General features: G+C 42.5%; 12 protein-coding genes and 2 CRISPR repeat arrays (1 of these 14 cut by a window edge). Of the genes, 8 read left to right on the top strand and 4 right to left on the bottom strand.

Annotated elements, in window-relative coordinates; translation table 11 throughout:
* Nucleotides 1-3,508: a CRISPR direct-repeat array (repeat unit 32 nt; unit sequence GTCGCACTCTATATGAGTGCGTGGATTGAAAT); it reaches 5,111 nt to the left of the window's first position.
* An 802-nt stretch (nucleotides 3,509-4,310) separates the two neighbouring features.
* The 8 genes from LPB68_RS05970 to LPB68_RS05935 all read left to right on the top strand — a co-directional run bounded on the left by LPB68_RS05970 (nucleotide 4,311) and on the right by LPB68_RS05935 (nucleotide 16,441).
* Nucleotides 4,311-6,746, top strand: a complete 2,436-nt coding sequence (locus LPB68_RS05970; protein WP_068659275.1) for a CRISPR-associated helicase/endonuclease Cas3 — start codon at nucleotides 4,311-4,313, stop codon at nucleotides 6,744-6,746.
* Nucleotides 6,747-6,761: 15 nt separating this feature from the next.
* Nucleotides 6,762-7,490, top strand: a complete 729-nt coding sequence (cas5c, locus tag LPB68_RS05965) for a type I-C CRISPR-associated protein Cas5c (protein ID WP_068659277.1) — start codon at nucleotides 6,762-6,764, stop codon at nucleotides 7,488-7,490.
* Nucleotides 7,487-9,520 carry a type I-C CRISPR-associated protein Cas8c/Csd1 gene (gene cas8c, locus LPB68_RS05960; RefSeq protein WP_068659279.1) on the top strand — a complete coding sequence of 678 codons (2,034 nt, stop codon included), beginning with the start codon at nucleotides 7,487-7,489 and terminating at the stop codon, nucleotides 9,518-9,520. Before cas5c ends, cas8c begins: the two co-directional genes overlap by 4 nt.
* A complete protein-coding gene (cas7c, locus tag LPB68_RS05955; protein ID WP_068659281.1) occupies nucleotides 9,501-10,379 on the top strand; it encodes a type I-C CRISPR-associated protein Cas7/Csd2 in 879 nt (292 codons plus the stop codon). The genes cas8c and cas7c overlap by 20 nt, the downstream gene beginning before the upstream one ends.
* Nucleotides 10,366-11,025: a CRISPR-associated protein Cas4 gene (gene cas4 / locus LPB68_RS05950; protein WP_068659283.1), complete on the top strand. Its 660-nt coding sequence runs from the start codon at nucleotides 10,366-10,368 to the stop codon at nucleotides 11,023-11,025. Before cas7c ends, cas4 begins: the two co-directional genes overlap by 14 nt.
* A complete protein-coding gene (cas1c, locus tag LPB68_RS05945; protein ID WP_068659285.1) occupies nucleotides 11,022-12,053 on the top strand; it encodes a type I-C CRISPR-associated endonuclease Cas1c in 1,032 nt (343 codons plus the stop codon). Before cas4 ends, cas1c begins: the two co-directional genes overlap by 4 nt.
* A gap of 10 nt (nucleotides 12,054-12,063) precedes the next feature.
* Nucleotides 12,064-12,354, top strand: coding sequence for a CRISPR-associated endonuclease Cas2 (gene cas2 / locus LPB68_RS05940; protein ID WP_068659287.1), 291 nt, complete (start codon nucleotides 12,064-12,066; stop codon nucleotides 12,352-12,354).
* Nucleotides 12,355-12,513: 159 nt separating this feature from the next.
* Nucleotides 12,514-14,028: direct repeats of the CRISPR family, unit length 33 nt; unit sequence GTCGCACTCTGTATGGAGTGCGTGGATTGAAAT.
* A gap of 385 nt (nucleotides 14,029-14,413) precedes the next feature.
* Entirely contained in the window at nucleotides 14,414-16,441 is a 2,028-nt protein-coding gene (locus LPB68_RS05935) for a serine hydrolase domain-containing protein (protein ID WP_068659289.1), read from the top strand.
* A gap of 253 nt (nucleotides 16,442-16,694) precedes the next feature.
* Here the strand turns inward: LPB68_RS05935 and LPB68_RS05930 are convergent, their stop codons facing one another.
* From LPB68_RS05930 to LPB68_RS05915, 4 genes are all read right to left on the bottom strand, one after another.
* A complete protein-coding gene (locus LPB68_RS05930; RefSeq protein WP_068659291.1) occupies nucleotides 16,695-18,266 on the bottom strand; it encodes a response regulator in 1,572 nt (523 codons plus the stop codon).
* Nucleotides 18,267-18,269: 3 nt separating this feature from the next.
* A complete protein-coding gene (locus LPB68_RS05925; protein WP_068659293.1) occupies nucleotides 18,270-20,108 on the bottom strand; it encodes a sensor histidine kinase in 1,839 nt (612 codons plus the stop codon).
* Between the two features lie 119 nt (nucleotides 20,109-20,227).
* Complete coding sequence (locus LPB68_RS05920; RefSeq protein ID WP_068659295.1) at nucleotides 20,228-21,892, bottom strand: extracellular solute-binding protein; 1,665 nt, start codon at nucleotides 21,890-21,892, stop codon at nucleotides 20,228-20,230.
* Between the two features lie 92 nt (nucleotides 21,893-21,984).
* The gene (locus LPB68_RS05915) at nucleotides 21,985-22,869 is read right to left on the bottom strand and encodes a carbohydrate ABC transporter permease (protein WP_068659297.1); all 885 of its coding nucleotides are present in this window, start codon (nucleotides 22,867-22,869) and stop codon (nucleotides 21,985-21,987) included.
* Between the last annotated feature and the right edge of the window lie 10 nt (nucleotides 22,870-22,879).

Genomic DNA, 22,879 nt, shown 5'->3' with positions numbered 1-22,879 from the left:
CCTTTTATTCCAGTACCGTCGCACTCTATATGAGTGCGTGGATTGAAATAAAGCCGCTGCTGCTGGAATGGATAATTGGGGTAGTCGCACTCTATATGAGTGCGTGGATTGAAATCCGAACTCGTAAACCATGGTTACACCGTAAAATCGTCGCACTCTATATGAGTGCGTGGATTGAAATGGTGGGGGTTTAACGCAATCAGAAGAAACAAGCCCGTCGCACTCTATATGAGTGCGTGGATTGAAATATATTCAGGAATCTATAATTTTCATTCTCTATTGGTCGCACTCTATATGAGTGCGTGGATTGAAATCGATTGAAGATAAACGGTGTTGGTAAGGTAAAAATGTCGCACTCTATATGAGTGCGTGGATTGAAATCGAATTTATCAACGCCCGTGACTTTAAATGTATACGTCGCACTCTATATGAGTGCGTGGATTGAAATTATAAAAATAAACGAATGCACCGACTAATGCAGAGTCGCACTCTATATGAGTGCGTGGATTGAAATGACTTATCTAGTACCTCGTTTTCGGGGTCCATGCGTCGCACTCTATATGAGTGCGTGGATTGAAATCAAAGCTGAATACCAAGAGTTGAAATCAGATCCGGTCGCACTCTATATGAGTGCGTGGATTGAAATATTGATGTACTTACATTAGTTACTGTTAAATAACGTCGCACTCTATATGAGTGCGTGGATTGAAATTGCTTCATATGGAATTATTGGAAAATCCTCAATGCGTCGCACTCTATATGAGTGCGTGGATTGAAATATTTCTTCAATTATTTTTATCATTTTAGGATTAAGTCGCACTCTATATGAGTGCGTGGATTGAAATTATTATTGATGTCTGGTTAGCTTTCCACGTATTTAAGTCGCACTCTATATGAGTGCGTGGATTGAAATAATATCCGAGTTACCAGCTGGCAATCTATCCAATTGTCGCACTCTATATGAGTGCGTGGATTGAAATTTTTGTTTTAGCTAATGATAATAGTAAACTATTTGGTCGCACTCTATATGAGTGCGTGGATTGAAATAAAATCATCACGTTTCGGACGACTCTCTTTATTTGTCGCACTCTATATGAGTGCGTGGATTGAAATTCCACCTTCTTTTCATTCTTATTATTTAATAAACGTCGCACTCTATATGAGTGCGTGGATTGAAATCTCAACGCTCAGACGGCTGTCGTCTGTAATACGTGTCGCACTCTATATGAGTGCGTGGATTGAAATGCTGATATTCGCCATTTACAACGTCCCCTTTCGAGTCGCACTCTATATGAGTGCGTGGATTGAAATACCTTGTCTCTTAGTGTGAATTTTTCCAGTGGGTAAGTCGCACTCTATATGAGTGCGTGGATTGAAATTACTTTGGCTAATGCAGTAATTTTGATCATGAATGTCGCACTCTATATGAGTGCGTGGATTGAAATATTAGGGTTTTTAACATGAAATGAAATATAGTTTTGTCGCACTCTATATGAGTGCGTGGATTGAAATTTATTAATCGTGGAATACATGCAAAAATAATATCGTCGCACTCTATATGAGTGCGTGGATTGAAATGTAACTTGGATATCAAAATAAATATCTTCGCCTGTGGTCGCACTCTATATGAGTGCGTGGATTGAAATGTAACTTGGATATCAAAATAAATATCTTCGCCTGTGGTCGCACTCTATATGAGTGCGTGGATTGAAATTGCTGGATGTACATATTTGAGTTACTCTGAGCTTTGGTCGCACTCTATATGAGTGCGTGGATTGAAATTTCTACAGCATCTCCATCTTCACTAATCATCGGAGTCGCACTCTATATGAGTGCGTGGATTGAAATAAATGACTGGGCAAGGTTGTAGACAATATGAAAGTCGCACTCTATATGAGTGCGTGGATTGAAATAGCTATCAGTGTCGGGGAGTTCATAACGATTAAGTCGCACTCTATATGAGTGCGTGGATTGAAATTCAAAAGATCGAGCTACTGAAGCAATCGACAAACTGTCGCACTCTATATGAGTGCGTGGATTGAAATCTGTAGGGATATCCATATCTCTTATCTCTACTTTGTCGCACTCTATATGAGTGCGTGGATTGAAATTTTCAATGTCTTGATCGTATCTGACGATAAAGCGGTCGCACTCTATATGAGTGCGTGGATTGAAATCGAGAAATCGGGTTGTACACACTCGATCCTGATGGTCGCACTCTATATGAGTGCGTGGATTGAAATACAATCCTATATGTAGCATCACGACCATTTCTAGGTCGCACTCTATATGAGTGCGTGGATTGAAATAGTAGCTACCTCTTCATCTGATTTTTCCTTTATGTCGCACTCTATATGAGTGCGTGGATTGAAATACTTGGACGGACAGACGTTATACTATGGCACAGCGTCGCACTCTATATGAGTGCGTGGATTGAAATAGTAAATATGCAAGTAAAGCTGGTGGTGGATATGCGTCGCACTCTATATGAGTGCGTGGATTGAAATGTTGTACCACACTTGTTAGTACAGCCAGATGATTTAGTCGCACTCTATATGAGTGCGTGGATTGAAATGTGTAACTCGCGTGACCTCCGCCATCTCCGATAATGTCGCACTCTATATGAGTGCGTGGATTGAAATTGATAGTAGAACGTATTATTCCACGGAATGATAGTCGCACTCTATATGAGTGCGTGGATTGAAATACTTATTGTTTCGTGAAATGTATCCGAGGATTGAAGTCGCACTCTATATGAGTGCGTGGATTGAAATGATTTCGATGTGATTGAAAGCATGCCTGAAGACATGTCGCACTCTATATGAGTGCGTGGATTGAAATCTGATACAAAAATATTATTCAAAGATTTAATTGGTCGCACTCTATATGAGTGCGTGGATTGAAATTGTCTTTTGCTTTTTACCATTAAAAGCAAATACTGTCGCACTCTATATGAGTGCGTGGATTGAAATTATGAAATATGCTGGTTCAAAATTAAAAGAACGGTCGCACTCTATATGAGTGCGTGGATTGAAATCATAGTTTTAGGAAGTTATTATAAATAGCTTTTCTCGTCGCACTCTATATGAGTGCGTGGATTGAAATTGTATTATGTACAGAAAAATCATAATCGGGATGTGGGTCGCACTCTATATGAGTGCGTGGATTGAAATTTTGATGATGAAGCAATTGAAATAGTGTAATAATTGTCGCACTCTATATGAGTGCGTGGATTGAAATTATGTTTTCTTGGAAAGACTGGGAAGTTGAAGTGCCGTCGCACTCTATATGAGTGCGTGGATTGAAATTTCAATCGTGGGAAACATAGCCAGTATTGAGAGTGTCGCACTCTATATGAGTGCGTGGATTGAAATGCTAATTGCACATCCCAAGTCATTAACTCAACTCCGTCGCACTCTATATGAGTGCGTGGATTGAAATAGCAAGGCGCTCAGAAGGTCCCTCTGTCCAGCATAGTCGCACTCTATATGAGTGCGTGGATTGAAATTACAGATAGCCCCGTCCGTTCCCGTAGCGCTTGGTCGCACTCTATATGAGTTCGTGTATCCTGGGAGTTTCCAAACTTAACTCAGATTAATTCAAATGTGATGTTGTCAATATCTATGAGAAGATATTAAAATTAATAAATGGTATTTTTGGGGATTTTTAAAGGGGCATAAGGGTTCAATATTTACCCTAAATGAATAATTACAATAACAAAAGTTCGCTGACATCTATTTGTCAGTGAACTTTTGTTATTGTAGGGCTAAATAATAACAGGTAGCACCAGTCGCTTCTTAGGTACGTCGAATATAAATTTAGAAAGCTTCTCCCGACGAATAGTCTTTAAACTTAGCTATTGATATACGGTTTGACTTGTGGCAGTCTCATGGAATGATTGGTGTGTTTCACATGTGCAGGAGCTGAAACAAATGATACCAGGGATTATGGAAGCGTGAGGACATGAGTGGTTTATAGTTGTATTGAATTTCATGTGCGTTAGTTTATTATTTTTTGAATATATAAACTAACATACATGATCTTGACACGCTTTCTGGCGATAAGTACGAGTAAAAAGTAATAAATAGTGGATAAAATATTGGCTCATGGTATAATTTACCTAGTATTTATGAGTTATTGGTCCTATATTGTTACAAAAAATTTAATTAAGATAAACAAACTTCATTCTTGGACTTTAAGAGTCGATTACAAAGATTAATGCCCTTTTTGTACTAGTAAAGTAGTGAAGAAGCCATGGCAGCGTGGGACCATAATTAGTTCTAAGTATTAGTGAATAAGGCGGTGTGTTCATGATAGCTCATATGAGAAAGTCTGATTATAAAGAACAAACAGTGCAAGAGCATTTAGAAGCAGTCTCAGATATTGCGAAGGAATTCGGCAAGAAGGTGAACGTTCAGTCGATGGCGGAGCTTGCTGGTTATTTACACGACATGGGGAAGAATACGAAAGCGTTCAGTACATATATTGAAAATGCTGTGAAAAAGCTAGGAGCACCTTCTGTGAAAATTGATCATTCGTCGGCAGGGGCGAAGTATTTATATGAACGGTATTATATTGATTCTCCCGAAAAGCTAAGCGAGAGTATATCCAATATGGTGATCGAAATGGTAGGGATGGTTATTCTCTCACATCATTCGGGATTACAGAACTTTTTGCAGACGGATGGGAGTCAATCTGATTTTTTTAAAAGAGTATGTAGGGAAGACCTTCCTCATTACGAAGAAGTATGCACAACATTCTTAAACGTTCAAGGAAATCAAGAGAAAGTCGAAGAACTCTATCAGGCTTCATTGAAGGAAATGAAGAGCTTTCTATTGCAATATCAACAACTATCGAAGCAATGGCAGGGGAAAAGTCACATCTCTCGGTATGTCTACTATAGTATATTGATGAAGTATATCTTTAGTTGTCTTATTGATGCGGATCGTACAGATTCTCGTCGATTTGATGAAGATGATCATTCGGATTTATATCCATCGAATCAGTTGTTTTTTAAAGAGAGTTATGATCATTTGATTGATCAATTACAAGAATGGGTAGCAGGTCCAGAAGCGTCACATCCGATCAACGAGCTACGTGCAGTGATGTCAGAACAATGCGATCGTCTAGCAGAAGAACCTTCGTCTATTTATCAACTATCGATTCCGACAGGTGGTGGGAAGACGTTTGCAAGCTTGCGATATGCGTTGAAGCACGCGCATTTACAAGCCAAGGATCGGATCATCTATGTCGTACCTTACACAACTATACTGGAACAAAATGCGGATGCCGTTCGGAAAATTATTAAGAACAAAGACATGGTTTTGGAACATCATGCGAATGTAATCGATGATGCTGAGAGCGATGACGAACTAGATTTTTATCAAAAGCCATCACTAAAACAAATGCAGTTAGCACGAGATAATTGGGATCATCCGATTATTTTCACCACGATGGTACAATTTTTAGATACATTCTATGGCAAGGGTACTCGTAAAGCACGTAGACTACATAATTTGACTAATGCCATTGTCATCTTCGACGAAGTACAATCTGTACCTATCAAGCATATTCCTTTATTTAATAGCGCCGTGAACTTTCTACATTACTTTGGTAAGAGCAGTATTATCTTGTGCACAGCAACGCAGCCATCGCTCACAGCAACAGCATATCCACTACTGATGGATGTAGATGCTGAAATGGTGAGGGATTTGCCTGATGTTGTGAAAGCGTTTCAACGTGTCTCGATCAAAAGTAAAGTGAAGACGCAAGGTTGGAATGCAAACGAAATTTGCGACTTTGCGTTAGATGAATTGGAAAATAAGCAATCATTACTTATTATTTTAAATACAAAAAAGGCAGTTCTAAATGTGTATCATGAGTTGAAGGAATCATCAGGATACAGCGTATATCATTTAAGCACATCGATGTGCCCGCAGCATCGTAAGGATATTCTACAGGAAGTAAAGAAGAAGCTTAAGTCAGGCGATGAGAAAGTGATCTGCGTAAGTACGCAACTCATTGAGGCGGGAGTAGATATTAGCTTTGAATGTGTGATTCGCTCACTTGCTGGATTAGATTCGATTGCCCAAGCGGCAGGTCGCTGTAATCGTAACGGTGAGTATGCCAATGGATTTGTATATATTATACGTGCCCATGACGAAGAGCTGTCTAAATTGCCTGAAATTGCACTTGGCCAAAAGGTGACGGAACAAGATGTCCTAACTCGAAGTGAATTAGCTGAAGATCTGCTTAGTCCAGCAGCGATTCAGACTTATTTTGACTTCTATTTAACGAAGGCAGCACGAGAAATCCGAATGATAGATTTTAAGCTTAATATTCCTCTCATTGAATTGATTGATCAGAGCAAGAAGTATTTCGAAGCTGTACCACAGGGAAGTCCGAGGACGTCAGTGCGATCAATGTATAAGACGCTTGAATCTCGTTTCGAAGTGATTGAAGCCCCGACGACAGGGATATTAGTTCCATATCATGCTGAAGGCCGGGATTTAATAGCAGACTTGAATGAGGAGATCCGTGATTACGATCAACTGAATCTATTGTTAAAAAAAGCTCAGCTATATAGTGTCAATGTGTACAGTCATACGTTACGTCAGTTAGTTAAAGAAGATTTGATCTTTCCACTTCATACGGAGGGGGTATATGCGCTTAAGGACGGCGGTTATCACAAAGAATTCGGTCTGTCCCTTACTGGAGAAGGAGAACTGAGTCAATCTATCTTTTGAAGGAGGTGAGAAAACATGCGAAATAGTATTGAATTTATTGTCCATGGTAAATACGCTCTGTTTACAGATCCCGTTACCAAAATTGGCGGAGAGAAGTTCACCTATCAAATTCCAACATACCAAGCGCTGAAAGGGATTGTTGAATCCATCTACTGGAAACCTACTATAATTTGGTATATAGATGAAGTTAAAGTCATGAATGCAATCCAAACGGAAGTGAAGGGCTTACGGCCGACGAAACATCATGAATCGTCCAATGAGCTAGCTTATTATACTTATTTACGCAACCCATCCTATCAAGTTCGCGCTCACTTTGAGTTCAATGAGCATCGTCCTGACCTTGAACATGATCGGAATGAGAATAAACATCATAACGTCGCGAAGCGTTCAGTTGAACGAGGGGGACGGCGAGATATTTATCTTGGAAGTCGAGAGTGTCAAGGTTATGTTGAAGCTTGTGAATTCGGAAGCGGTGAGAGTTACTACGATAAATATGGGGAGATTAATTTCGGTTCCATGTTCCATGGATTTAACTACCCGGATGAGACTGGCAGAAAAGAATTAGAAGCACGGATTTGTATTCCTGTGATGAAGAACGGGATTATCCAATTCGACAGACCTGAAGATTGCCTTACTGTGCGTTCGATTAAAGAGCAGGAGTTGAAGGCATTCATGCTAGGTACGAATCTGAAATCTGTGGAGGAAGAGTATTCCGAAATGTTCCAAGGGGAGGTGAATAAATGAGCTGGATGAAGCGCTTGTATGATGTGTACGACAATAATGTCAAAGAAGTGGGAGAGTTTAAATCACGGGGAGAAGGTCAACGCTTCACGTTGTTGCCAATCTCTCATGTAACTCAAAGTGCACAAATTGAAGTGACATTAGATCGTGAGGGTAACTTTTTTGATGCAAAGGTTGTGCAAAAAGAGGAGGCTCGAACTATTGTACCGGCAACGTTAAACTCTGCTAATCGCGCAGGAGCAAAGGTAGCTGGACACTTCCTACATGATAAGTTGTTTTATGTAGCAGCAGATTATATGAAGTATGGTGGAGCGCAGAAACGTGCAGATAATTACCCACAATATATCGCCCAGATGGAAGATTGGGCAACGAGCGAATTCAGTCATCCGAAGGTTGAACTAATATACAACTACGTCAAGAAAGGCAATGTTATCCGCGATCTTGTGGAAGCGAAGGTGTTGTTTGTAGATGAGAATGGCAAGTTAATCGAAAAATGGACAAGCAGCGATGCTACGAAATATGGGATGGAGAAACCTGATATTTATAAAGTCGTAACGGGGGATAGCAGTGAGTCACTTGTGCGCTTTAATCTGTTAAGAGAACAGTCGACTGATCTTCCTGTATGGGAAGATAAAGAACTCTTTCAAATATTTCAGAACTACCTTGCTCATACAATGGACGGAACTGAGGCCAAAGGTCTCTGTTATATTAGCGGTGAGATTGTAACATTATCAGAACAGCATGGATCTCGCTTGCGTAATGCGGGGGATATGTCCAAGTTAATCTCATCTAATGATGACAAAGGGTTTACATATCGCGGTCGTTTCGATAAACCCAGTCAAGCTGTGCAGATCGGATATGATGTATCTCAAAAGGCACATAGTGCATTAAGATGGCTCATTCAACGGCAAGGATATCGTGCGGATACCCGGAATTTCATTACATTTGGGGTTGAAAATCCTGCGGTAGTTCAACCATTCCAGGGAACATGGGATGTAGTAAAGAACTCGAATGAATCAGACGAATTAGACGCATTAGACGCATCAGACGTATCAGAGGAATTGGACGAATTGGAGCTCGAACTGGAACGTGATCTGTTATCTAACGATGAGACTGAACGAGATTATACGAATCTTGTCATTGCAGAACAAGTCCAGGAAGCGTTCAAGGGAATGAAACACAACTTCGAAATCGAAGGCGTTAAGCAAATTGTTGTGATGGCTGTCGATGCTGCGACAACCGGAAGATTGGCTATCGTTTATTACCAAGAGCTGGATAGTGCGTTATTTCTAGATGAATTATCTTATTGGCATCGTACGTGCAAGTGGTATCAGATTTATTATGATGCGGCTAACAAAAAAATAGTAGATTACGTCGGAACACCTTCAACTTATCATATTGTTGAGGCGGTCTACGGTGAGAGAGCAGATCCTAGAATAAAAAAGGAATTGTTTACGCGGTTACTACCTTGCATTGTAGACCATGCGGCGATACCTAAAGATATCGTTAGAACGATTTTTAACCGAGTGAAGAATCCGCTGAGCTTCAAGGATGACTTATTAAGCCGGACAGGTGAATGGCAAAGAACATTGAATATTGCTTGTGCATTGATCCGCAAACAATATGAAAAGGAGGACATCAGTATGACGTTAGAAATTGACAATCCGTCGCGTGATTATTTATTTGGAAGATTGCTAGGTGTGGCCGAAGTGCTAGAGCGTAAAGAACTTAACCGTCGAGGTGAAAAACGTGCAACCAATGCGACGCGCTATTTCAACGCATTCTCACAGCGTCCTGCTCGCACATGGATGACGATTCGTAAACAACTTCATCCATATCAAGTCCGTCAAGGTGAGAATATTTCATATTATAATAAGTTGATTCGAGAGATTGAAGCGCTTATTCAAGTTGATGATATGAATAATGAGGCTTTAGGACCGTTGTTCTTACTCGGATACAGTAGCCAAGTGAAGGATCTTTACACTAAAAAAGAACAGAAAGAGGAGAATATTGATGACAACAATTCAGAATAAAATCGACTTCGCTATTGTATTTACAGTAGATAAAGCTAACCCCAACGGAGATCCTTTGAATGGTAATCGTCCGCGTCAAGATTATGATGGACATGGAGAAGTATCTGACGTAGCGATTAAGAGAAAACTTCGCAATCGATTACAAGATGCAGGGGAATCTATCTTAGTACAGTCAGATGAACGTCGTGCGGATGGATATCGTAGTATCTATGACCGTGTGTCAGGCAATGAAGATGTAGCGCCGTATTTTGCGAAGAATAACAAAGCAGCGAATAAAGAGGAATTAGTTGAAATGTTTGCTAGCAAGGCATGGTATGATGTTCGCGCATTCGGGCAAGTATTCGCTTTTAAAGGAACGGATGTTTCAGTAGGAGTAAGAGGTCCTGTTTCGATTCATGCAGCGACGAGCATTAGCCCAGTTGAAATTACGAGTATGCAAATTACGAAGAGTGTTAACTCTACGACAAATGAGAAGGACCCAAGTAAGAAAACGTCTGATACTATGGGAATGAAGCATCGCGTTGATTTCGGAGTATATCTATTCTGCGGTAGTATCAATCCACAATTAGCTGAGAGAACGGGATTCTCCGATGAAGATAGTGAGAAGTTGAAACAGGCATTTATTACATTATTCGCAAATGATTCTTCATCAGCAAGACCAGACGGTAGTATGGAAGTGAATAAAGTATTCTGGTGGGAACACAATTCGAAATTAGGTCAATTTTCATCGGCCAAAGTACATCGTTCTATTAAAATAAAGTTAAATGCTGACGATAAAATTCCAAATTCAATAGATGACTATACGATCACAGTAGAGCAACTAGAGGGTTTACCTGTGAAAGAATATGACGGACTATGATGCATCTGAGTTTCTCTTATTGTCAGGGATTCAGCATTTCGAATTCTGTGAAAGACAATGGGCGCTAATCCATATTGAACAAGAATGGGAAGAGAATGTTCTAACGATTGAAGGGAGCCATCTACATGAGAAAGCGGATGACCCTTTTATTAGAGAAAAGCGTAAAGATGTATTATATGTGCGCGGGCTTCCCGTGCACTCTTCTAAATTAGGACTTACAGGGATTTGTGATGTCGTTGAATTTCATAAAGACCCCAATGGCGTACCGTTACAGAATGAAGAAGGATCATACTTACCCGTACCTGTTGAATATAAAAGAGGTCGACCGAAAAAAGATCAGTCTGATATTTCGCAGCTCGTGGCACAGGCGATATGTTTAGAGGATATGCTATATTGCAAGGTTCCTCGCGGTGAACTCTTTTATCATGAGACTCGGCGGCGGGTAGAAGTGGAGATAACAGAAGATCTGAAGAATAATGTAAGAAAGATAGCACAACGTATGCATGAATATTATGCGAGACGGCATACCCCTCGTGTGAAAACAGGAGAACACTGTCAAAGTTGCTCCTTACGTCATATTTGCTTGCCAGAGTTACTGACGAAGGAATCTGTCGCACGTTATATGAAAAGGATGTTGGCAGAATGAGAAGGCTGTTAAATACGATATATGTGACAACGCCAGATGCTTATCTTGCTTTAAAAGGTGAGAACGTATTGATCATCAAAGATGATGAAACGATTGGTCGAGTACCTCTACATAATTTGGAAGCCATTTGTACATTTGGACATCAAGGGGCAAGTCCTGCGCTTATGGCTGCTTGTGTAGAACAGAATATTGCTATCGTCTTTCTAACGAGTAACGGTCGATTTCGTGCAAGAGTCATCGGGCCGTCTAACGGAAATGTCGTCTTAAGGAAAACGCAATATAGAATTTCAGATGATGAGCAGAAAAGCGCGCATATTGCCAGGCATTTTCTAGTTGGAAAGTTGTACAATGCGAAATGGACTTTAGAGCGAATGACAAGAGATCATGCTTTGCGGATTGATGTTGAGAAATTCAAAAGGGTATCCGCACATTTAACAGAGTCAATGAAACAATTAATGACTATTGATGATTTGGAAGTGTTACGGGGTGTCGAAGGAAATGCAGCAAGCGCATATTTTTCTTTATTGGACGATATGATTCTACAGCAGAAGCAGGATTTTTTCTTCAAAGGTAGAAATAGAAGACCACCATTGGATAATGTGAATGCCCTATTATCATTTGCTTATTCCTTACTATCTACTGAGGTTGGAGCCGCATTGGAAGGCGTCGGATTAGACGCTTATGTTGGTTTTCTACATCGAGATCGTCCAGGCAGAATGTCACTCGCGCTTGATATGATGGAAGAATTGAGAAGTGTGTATGCAGACAGATTCGTGCTATCGTTAATTAATTTGAAACAAGTACAAGCATCTGATTTTCTGAAAAAAGAAAGTGGTGCCGTACTTATGACGGACGATGCGCGTAAAAAGATATTACAACTGTGGAAAGACAAAAAGGAAGAGAAGATTACACATCCATTTCTAAAGGAAAAAATCTCTTGGGGACTTGTTCCGCATGCTCAAGCTCTTCTGTTAGCTCGTTTCATTAGAGGAGATATTGATGCATACCCGCCATTTTTATGGAAGTAGGTGAACGGCCATTCTAGTATTGATTACGTATGATGTCAGCACGATATCCGATGGTGGAACAAGAAGACTGAGGGTAGTCGCTAAGAAATGTGAGGACTATGGGGTACGTGTACAAAATTCAGTCTTCGAATGCATTGTTGACGCAACACAATTAAAAAAGCTAGAAATAGAATTAGAAGAATTAATTGATCCAACGGTCGATAGTTTAAGGTTTTATATACTAGGAAATAACCATAAACGTAAGGTCAATCATATCGGCGCCAAGCCGAGCTTAGACGTTGAAGGACCATTGATTTTCTAGTGCGAACCATGAATTCCCTGGGGGGTTCGCACCAGAAAAGACCAAAAAATAGCCCTTATTTGGAAAATATTATAACTAAATGCAAAAGGTGAAAAGGTATACTCACTAATTTTTACTGTAAAACAGTTAAAAACCCACTTTTTCCATCACTTTTTCGCAGTCGCACTCTGTATGGAGTGCGTGGATTGAAATGACTTACGATCTTGATACTAGTCTGCTTCCGTTTCGTCGCACTCTGTATGGAGTGCGTGGATTGAAATATTATGAGACCTCCAGTATAAAGTTATCCTCCAGTCGCACTCTGTATGGAGTGCGTGGATTGAAATATATAAAGTGTAAATGCACGACTATCATCTTTTGTCGCACTCTGTATGGAGTGCGTGGATTGAAATGGTATGATATTGGACTTAATATTAGTGACTGGTGCAGTCGCACTCTGTATGGAGTGCGTGGATTGAAATCCAAACAACCAACCCCAAGTGGAGACGCAGGAAAAGAGTCGCACTCTGTATGGAGTGCGTGGATTGAAATATCGCTTGCTCAACAGAATATTAATGTCGCAGTAGTCGCACTCTGTATGGAGTGCGTGGATTGAAATCCAGAATTTTGCGGACGACTCATGCACCAATACCGTCGCACTCTGTATGGAGTGCGTGGATTGAAATCACTACCACATTATAATTATTTCGTGCGGTAGGTGTCGCACTCTGTATGGAGTGCGTGGATTGAAATTGATTTCTCTTTGTTCTTGTGCTTGTAATGAAAGTCGCACTCTGTATGGAGTGCGTGGATTGAAATCCCTTGCGTGGGGCGTTTGAATTTGACGATTACACCGTCGCACTCTGTATGGAGTGCGTGGATTGAAATTCCACTTCCGCAAGATGTGCTGTCTCTTGTAAATGTCGCACTCTGTATGGAGTGCGTGGATTGAAATTTTCCACTCTTAATATCAACCACACACCCGATATCGTCGCACTCTGTATGGAGTGCGTGGATTGAAATTTCCTGGGTTTCTGTTACTAATTCTTCCTCTTCCGTCGCACTCTGTATGGAGTGCGTGGATTGAAATTGTTAACGATTTTCACGCCAGGCATCACCTGCAGCACGTCGCACTCTGTATGGAGTGCGTGGATTGAAATAGGAATTGAACCTACATGTTTGTCCTCTATAAGCGTCGCACTCTGTATGGAGTGCGTGGATTGAAATTTTGCGGGGGTTGTGTCAGGATTATTAAGATTCAGTCGCACTCTGTATGGAGTGCGTGGATTGAAATATTGTATATTGGTAAATATCAACAGGTGTATCAAGTCGCACTCTGTATGGAGTGCGTGGATTGAAATCATATCTGTACTTCTGTTGCTCCTGTCGGTACAGTCGCACTCTGTATGGAGTGCGTGGATTGAAATCCTTTGATCAAATGAAAGATCCGAATACGAACAGGTCGCACTCTGTATGGAGTGCGTGGATTGAAATGAGCAATACGGAACTGGATCACACGACGATCTCCCGGTCGCACTCTGTATGGAATGCGTGGATTGAAATGGTTGGCTCAGCAGGCGTGACTGGTTCAGGTTTGTCGCACTCTGTATGGAGTGCGTGGATTGAAATTCTGAATCTTGATTATAGTAATCATCGCGGTATGTCGCACTCTGTATGGAGTGCGTGGATTGAAATTATATAAACGATGTGCCAGCTAAGGCTAAAGAATGTCGCACTCTATATTAGTCGTGGATTGAAATAGAACAACATGCAGGAAGATGCACGCAATATTAGTCGCACTCTATGTGAATACGTAGAAATTTAATTAATGCTAGTGGCACAGCTTAAAGCAAAGGAATTATCTAAACAGGATGAAGTAGCAAATTGCTGCTTCATCCTGTTTCCATTTAGCCGTTATAGAGTATAAGGTGAATCGTACCCTAAGTAACAGCATCTTTTGTGCAGTAATCGGCTTTCGAACAGGACCTTAGTCTGGTTTCGGGATTTTAAATGCATGGTATAATCAATTTTGTATTATTATTCCATTGATATAAAATTGTGTTAACAAGGAGATGGTGAAATGTATATGAAAAAAACAGCTACTTTCGTTCTCGCGCTGACTTTAGTGCTGGGAATCCCGTCAGTTGTATCAGCAGGTACTGAATTAGCGAAAGTATCGGGGACAGAAATTCAATCCCTCAATTCTCAAGAGATGGAAACATTCCTGGATCGCTTTTTTTCAAGTGATGCTGTTCAGAACCATTCGGACGCCATCGTTGTATCCGTTGTGAAAGACGGAAATGTGTTGGCTGAGAGAGGATACGGTGTCACCGACAGGACGTCTAGGAATGCGATTGATTCAGCAAATACGACGTTTCGTGTTGGTTCTGTCTCCAAAGTATTTACGGTTATTGCACTCTTGCAATTAGTCGATCAAGGCAAGATCTCGCTAAATGACAATATTGAAAAGTACCTCGGGGGCTATGAGCTGAACAATCCGTTCAACAAGCAGGTGACGGTCGAAATGCTTCTTACACATTCCACGGGATTCGAAGTCCGGGATCCAACGGAGGCTAACATACTGTTTGATACAACTCAAAAGCCAATTACGTTAAAAGAATCAATTTTTTCAGTTTTTCCACCTGTTGTTAGGGAACCAGGAACCTCGTATATGTATGACAACTTTGCCTCAGGACTTGTGGGATATATCGTTCAGGAAGTAAGTGGAGAACCCTTTAACGATTACATGACTAAGCATGTGTTCGCACCACTTGGCATGACATCCAGCGGATTTGATATGACGAAGGAGCTGGTTGACAGGTTGCCGATTGCCTACGATATATCCGGCAATAAGTTACCAGACTATAAACTATCGCCGGATGTTCTTCCGGAAGGCAGTATGATCACGACCGCCGAGGATATGTCTCGATTTATGATTGCTTTCTTGAACGATGCCAAGGCTCCTAACGGCAAAGCTATTCTGTCGCAGACTTCATTACAAGCTATGGAGACGTATCACTTATCGATTAATACCGATGTGCCCGATATGACCTATGGATTCGAAGCGCCCATGCTGACTGATTCGAACGGACGCCATATCATAGCAAAAGGTGGGAGTATTCCGGGATTCGAATCGTATCTGTTTATGATTCCCGACCAGAATACGGGAGTGTTTGTTACTATTACCTCGGAATCAGGACTAACTCTTAGACTATTCAGCGAGTTTATGAACCAATTCTATCCTGGAGAATCGAAGTTCGGAGAGGCAGGATTCAAAGCTCAGTCCCAGTTGGAGTTAAAGAAATTTGAGGGAATTTATTCAGATCTTCGTATTTCTAGAATGTTAACGTCCATTCAGACCAACGAGGACGGAACCCTTACGAGTGGCAACAATGCTGGTGTGAGAGTGAAGCTGAAGCAGGTGGGGGAGCTGCTGTTCGTTGATGAAGCAGGCATTCCAATGGCGTTCAAGGTCGATGATAAAGGAAACATCGTCTATGTCAAATATAGCAATCCTGGTAGCTATGCGGCAAAGATACCCGCAGCTCTAGGGTTTGCAGATGTACCAAACGACCATCCTTTTGCACGCTATATTTATGGTCTGCAGTCGTTAGGCTTCATTGCAGGAGATCCGTCGAAACCGTTTGGCGTGGAAGAGAAGGTGACGAGGGAGGCGTTCGTTAACGAGATTGTGCGAATTTTCAATATTCCGCCTTCGAGCAGTAAGCCTGTTTTTGTGGATATCGAGGATTCTCCGTATAAAACTGGGATTCAGGCAGCATTCGAAATGGGAATATTGTCTGGCACGGGTAAGGAAAACTTTGAGCCGAAACGCTTAATCAAGCGAGAGGAAGCGGCTATGATTATCAACAAGTTGCTCCAAATCTCAGGGTATCGGAATGTGGAGAGTAAGACTACACTGGCACCTGGAACTTCAAAATGGGCGGAGGAGTCCGTCAAATTATTGATCGATTTGAAAATACATGGTCCCGAAGTTAAAGTGACGGACGGTACCATCGACTACAATTCAAAAGACGAGTTAAATAACCAGGAAATGGCGGCCATGATGTACTTACTACTACTTCCAGGGAAGTCGTTGCTACAATAAATATAATGAGATAATTTACTGATTTTATTGTCGATGGAGTACAAGAAAATAAACACAAATATATAGTGAATGGTTTATTTAAGTTTGCTTCAAATCATACTTATATTGCTACAACCATGATAATGGCAATAATTACGGCCATTATCATGGTTGTATTTACGTAAATTACGAAACAAACTATTGGCAATTACTTAGAAAAGTAATCGGTATGGGCAAGAAGCAATGGGTTTTAACAAAGAATGATCCGCCCGATTCAAAGAGCTGTATCCTGATATTTCCCTTCTCTTTCAAGCTTCCGTCGCATCTGCTGCCGGTACTCTGTGGGTTGCATGTTCATGACATCGCGAAATGCCCGTGTAAAACTTTTGTAGCTTTCATACCCTACCATAGCAGCTACCTCGACGATTTTATGATCGGTCTCGGCCAGCAACCGCCGGGCTTTATCCAGGCGGACATCGCGCAGGTATTCAGCAAATCCTTTACCGATATTTTTCTTGAATAGGTTTGAAAAATAGGCATAATTTAGCGACACGTGGTTAGATACCATCGCCAAGTCTAGCGGTTTATGATAACTTTCGTGTATAAAACGGACAGCTTCATTTAAGTCCTGCGTGTTGCGGTAGCTGCACTTATACTCATTATAAAACTGGTTCAGTCGAAGTAGCTGTTGTTGCAACGCCTGAAGGTAATCACGGATGCCCGGATAATGAAATAGATTACGCAAACATTCTATATCCAACGTTTCCTCCCCCATGTAGGGGCGGATAACACGCTCATATTCTTCCAGCATCTGCACAATGGCGCGGCACAGCTGCTGAGTGTATCGGATGTGATAGCGTTGCAGCACATCTTTGTTGAAGATCAAGGAAATTTCCTGAATAATTTTACCGCTATTATGGGCGCCGATTAAATGGAACAGGGCATATAGCTTCTCATAGGGAAGTTCCCATTGCTGCTCCAGCCGCTCAATATGCGTTGGCAAGATGCAACGCTTATCTGGAAACAGGTAACTGTGTCGGTATAGTTCGGACACTTGTGTGTAGCTGTCGGGTAGCGCCTTCAAACCTTGCTGCGGGCCAGTCATCGCAGTGATGGCATCACTCTGTCCAAGCTTGAGTGCGGCAGGTAAAGCACCCGCATCTGCGGCCGCATCAATCGCGAGTATCAGGTACGGGCTGTGTTGCAGGCAGATACAACCCTGTCTGCCATATACGCGGTAGGCAATGGATTCTATAGTATGGGCACTGTTGGCCCCCGGTTGGTTAATCCATAATTCCTCTCGTAGCAGGCAAAGGCGGTAGTTGTGCCAAAGTTCTGGATTTAGCTGCTGGGTCTGGAGGATCCACGCCTCATCACTCACCGCACCCTGCATAAACATGCGCAATTCTTTACGGTCTGTCTCCTGGGCGCGACGGGATATATGTTCCATATTGCGTGACAGTGCCTGCCGTGTTGTTATCTCCTGCGATAGATGCTCAATAGCTGTTTGCAGATCATCTCGCTTCACAGGTTTAAGTAGGTATCCCTTTGCCCCAAGCTCAATGGCTTTTTGAGCATAGGCGAAATCGCTATAGCCGCTGATAATCAGGTAATCCACCTTGATACACTCTTCTTTGGTCTGTGCCATTAACGCCAATCCATCCATATCCGGCATCATGATATCGGTAATCACCAGTTCGACGCTATGCTGACGTAATATTGGTAACGCCTCAATCCCGTTCGCAGCAGAGTAAATATTGTCAAGCTGTAGAGGGAATTGGCGCAGCATGGCCTGCAGGCCATCGCGTATGTGCTTTTGATCATCCACAATCAGAATATTGATCATACTCTACCACCCTCCAAGATTCACATTTTCCCAAGGCAAGCGTAAGGTTACACAGGTATAAACGCCCTGCACACTGTCAATCCAAAGACCACGGCCCTTGCCATAATGAAGTTGCAGGCGCTTATGTACGTTTTCCAAGCCCAGCCCGTTCTTGCTTGTGACGATTGGAGTATCGGAGTCGCCCCGCAGCACAGCTTGCAAACTGTCTAGCATCTCTGGGTCGACACCTGCGCCATCATCACGTATCTTGATTAGCAGCAGGCTGTCATTCTCCACCTCTACAGTAATTTGGATGATTACACTGCCGCCTGAGGGCGCCGCGTGATGAACGGCATTTTCAACAATGGGCTGCATGCACATTTTAGGAATAGCATAGCGAAGCATCTCCTGGGGGAGATCCGCTGTCAAAACAATACTGCCACCTTCCATAAAGTTAATGAATTGAATATAGCTTTGTATGTTGGCAAGCTCCTCGCTGAGGGCAACGGTATCGCTGCGCCACTGCATGCTGTAGCGCAACTGCGAGCCTAACGATACCAGTGCATCGGCAATAGCTGGCTGACGCTGCACCTCTGCCAGCATACGGATGGATTCCAACGCGTTATATAAAAAGTGTGAATTGATCTGTGAATGTAGCGAGTGTAGCTGCGCATTTTTGGCAATCAACTGTTTATCCACCACCTGCGTCATCAGGCGTTTGATTTCATCAAGCATTTTGTTGTAGTTGACGGCTACCTCATCGATTTCATCACCAGTTTCGTTTAGATCGAGACCGGTATCAATTTTCGCATCCAGTTGGCCTTTTCGTACCTGGCGCATAGAAGATAGCACGCTATCCAACCGGCGGAAAATGCGCCGTGTCGTATGTGATACAAGCAGCAAGATCAGTAACATCACGCACAATATAATCGCTACCACAGAGATATACCAGTTGCGCGGACCCTCCATCAGTGCCTCATGTGAGGCAATATCCACCACATAAGAATTCAGCGGGGCGATGTAACGGTAGAGTGCGTAATAAGTATAGTCTCCTACCTTGACCTTAATGGGCACTTTTTGCTCTAGTGCATCCAACTGCCGATAAATACTTCCGAGGATTTCGTTCAGCTCCTCACCCGCATTTTGAGAAAATACATGCTGTGGATTGTATACATACCGAGAAGGATTACTTTCTTCCATCACAACAGAAAAGAAATCTCCTTCGGTCTCCTCCAACAGGTCGCTGAAAAACAGGCTGTGTTGGGTGCGAATTTCCATAATGGTGGGTAGTTTGTGCTGCTGGCCCTGAAGGCGTACAAGCCGGTAGTAGGATAGTGTATGCTCACCATCCTTATAAGCAAATAGACGGTATGCCGAGCCACCTTCATCCCGAAGCGTTAGCCAGTAATCCTGCGGCTGAAACTTGTCATAATGGTAGATTTCGGGCCAAATTTCATACAGATTCGGGTTATCGACGTAAAAGCTGAGCTCGCTTATCATATCGTAGCTTTGGATGATATTATGCATCTGCTCAAATTGATTTTTTCTAAATTTAACGAGACGCAGACCATCCCCGCGCATATTCGAGTGAATAAAATCCACAAATGAGTTTTGAGTCAGCGCGGTAGAGGAAGCGCTTTCAAGTATATCCATTCTGCTACGCAGCTGGTCGTTCAGCCGTGAGACATGGCTGCTGCCGGTTGCCATAGCGTCCTTGTATAGCTGGGTTTCCTGCGTGCGGATAAATAAAAAGGATACCAGAATGGCAGGGATGGCAATCATCATGCTAAAGGCTAAAAACAACTTCTGAGATATGCGGGAATTGCGGTAAAGCTTTCTCATCTTAGTCAGAAAATATTTCATTTAAATGCCCCCCCCCACTTCTGTAATATACCATATATTACAAATCATCTGGAAGGCATAAAAGCAAGGAATACCGTCCACCATTTCGGTGGACGGCAGCAATTATGATATGGGTATTGTTACTCCGCCATTTTGGCTTTTCGCATATCCAGTTCGGATTGGCGGTATTCCATCACTTTGTCAAAGCCGTAACTCTCGCGGCGGGCAAGGAAATTCTCAAAGACTTTATCAAAGGCTGCGTCATCTTTGGCGGTAATCAGTTCAGGTAGTACTTCTTCCCAATTTTGAGAGATACGTGACCAGGTTACCGCTACATCTGAATCGCCAAGTGGATCTAAGCCCTTGTAGATGCCGCTATCAATATCGGCCTGCCCATTGGCAAAGTCCTCCATTTGTTTAATGACAGGAGCTTTCTCCGGTCTCCATTGATTGACGATTACAGGGTTACGCATCATCCAGTAGGTATCTAGGATTCCGTATTGCTTTTCCATCTTCTCAATATCGGTTTCGAGTAATTCTACCATTTCAGTCTTCAACTGCGGCTTGCCATTCGTCATTTCCCACGTTTCGCCTTCCTTACCAAGGAATAGATCCCTTTGGCCTTCTTCGCTGGTCAGATAGGTCAAAAAGCGGATGGCTCGTTCAGGGTTTTTGGTGGATTTGCTAATCATGGTAACCATCCAACCATCCATGTTGCCTGGGAACAGTTTGGCGCTATCACCATTACTGTTCTGTGGCCCATCCACTGCGATGTAATAAGAATCCGGGTTTTCACTTGCGGCCAGCATAGGGTTGACAGCGGTCATACCCGTCCACTCGCGAATCATCATGAAATAACGGGCGTTATTCGTTTTTTCCTCTACCTGCGTATCAGAATCCACTAGAAAATCCACATTAATTAGCCCGCGCTCGTAAGCAGTGCGGAAGGTTTTCAACCAGGTGATATAATCCGGATCGGTAATACGGTCGTATACTTTGCCGTCCTTTTCATGCGGAACAGCCAGTAGGTTTTGCAGGTAATCGGTCATCCCGTAAGGAACATTCCCCTGTGCTAAGAAGGGGCTGATGGGCTGGCCTTTGTACTCGGAATACTTATCCTTTAGCAGTTGAAGTGCGCCAAGAAAGCCCTCCGGGGTGCTTAAGTCCGGTCTGCCCATATCCTCGTACAGATCTTTTCGTAGCAAAAAGGTTTGGTTGGCGGCCGTCATGCCGGTTTCATGCATCAGGTTGGGGCTGTATGAATCATTCGGGACACCATAAGTATTGCCATTTTCTTGACGATACCACTTCAGTGTACCGTCGCCCGCCACCTTGAAGAAGTAGGGATCATACTGTTCTGCCAATTCATTTAAGGCATACACATGGTCACCTTCCCATAGTTTTTTGACAGCAGTTTCCCATGAGCCCATCGAAATCAAGTCTGGTAGCTTGCCAGAGGTCATCATTAGGGTAATATGCTCATTCGCTTCGCCGGAGGGTACTTCAAATTTGACATTAACACCTGTCTTTTCCGTTATATATTTGGAGGTAAAGCTTTCCCCCCAGGTGTGGGCATACCAGTTTGCGCCTACAAACCAGGTTAAATCTACAGGGCTGGTATCCAGCTGCCATGCAGGTTCATCGGGGTTCGGCGTTGACTCGCCCTGCGGCTGTTGCGTACTATCCGTAGGCTGTGAGGTAGGTGTATTTTCACTATTCTCAGAATTGGTACAAGCGGCCATGCTTAGCGTCAGGATTACTGCCAGAACTATGGTCATGCCTAGCTTGATGAGGTTGCGCTTCATTACATGATCATCCTTTCTTTGCTACTGCTGTATTTTTTGTATATAGGTCTCATACGCCTCTCTAAACGATGGCATAAAGAAACGTATGATACTTACCCTTTAATGGCACCAATCATCACGCCTTTGACCAGATAACGCTGAATAAAAGGATAGACTAGCAGAATAGGGATCGTGGCCACCATCATGGATGCAAACTTAATGGAGCTACCAGGGAGCCTTGCACCGAATTGTGCCATGGCTTGCTGCTGCATGAAAGACATGGAGTTCTCAGCAATGATTTTGTACAGCATGGTTTGCAGCGGTAGCTGGTCCTGAGAGTGGATGTAAATCACGCCCTGGTAATAATCATTCCAATGATAGACGGCTGAAAAAAGCGCTATGGTGGCAATTACGGCCATGCTGTTGGGTAATACGATTCTGAACAGGACGCCATAATCTGATGCGCCATCTACCTTCGCAGATTCCTCTAGGCTGTCGGGGATGGTACGAAAGAAGCTCATAAAAATGATCATATTAAAAAAAGTGTACATGGCAGGAATGATGAATACCCAAAAATTATCGTACAGGCCCAACTTCGTCATCAAGATAAACGAGGGAATCAGCCCGCCTGAGAACAGCATCGTAATCAAGGCGATTTTGAGATATAGCTTACGGCCAATCAGATTGGATTTGCTCATTCCGTAAGCCACAATGGCGGTAAACAATACATGCACAACTGTCCCTATCACCGTACGCAGAGTGGTGATGTAAAATCCGTGCATCAGACTTTTATCATTGAACACAACACTGTAACTAGCTAGCGATATTTCCTTTGGTAACCAATTGACCGTACCCAGCATGGCATGCTCCGGTGCATTAAGGGAGTTTACGAATACAAACCACATTGGGTACAACGTTATGAAGCAAACAGCCAGCATCAGTAGAGTGTTGCAAATCTCAAATATTCCGATGCGCCGAAACCTTCTGCGTTTTTCCATGTGTCAGCCT

It is taken from the genome of Paenibacillus crassostreae (assembly GCF_001857945.1).
Classification (GTDB): domain Bacteria; phylum Bacillota; class Bacilli; order Paenibacillales; family Paenibacillaceae; genus Paenibacillus_AQ; species Paenibacillus_AQ crassostreae.
Note: the sequence above shows the minus strand (reverse complement) of the source record. Positions and strands in the feature narration are given on the sequence as shown.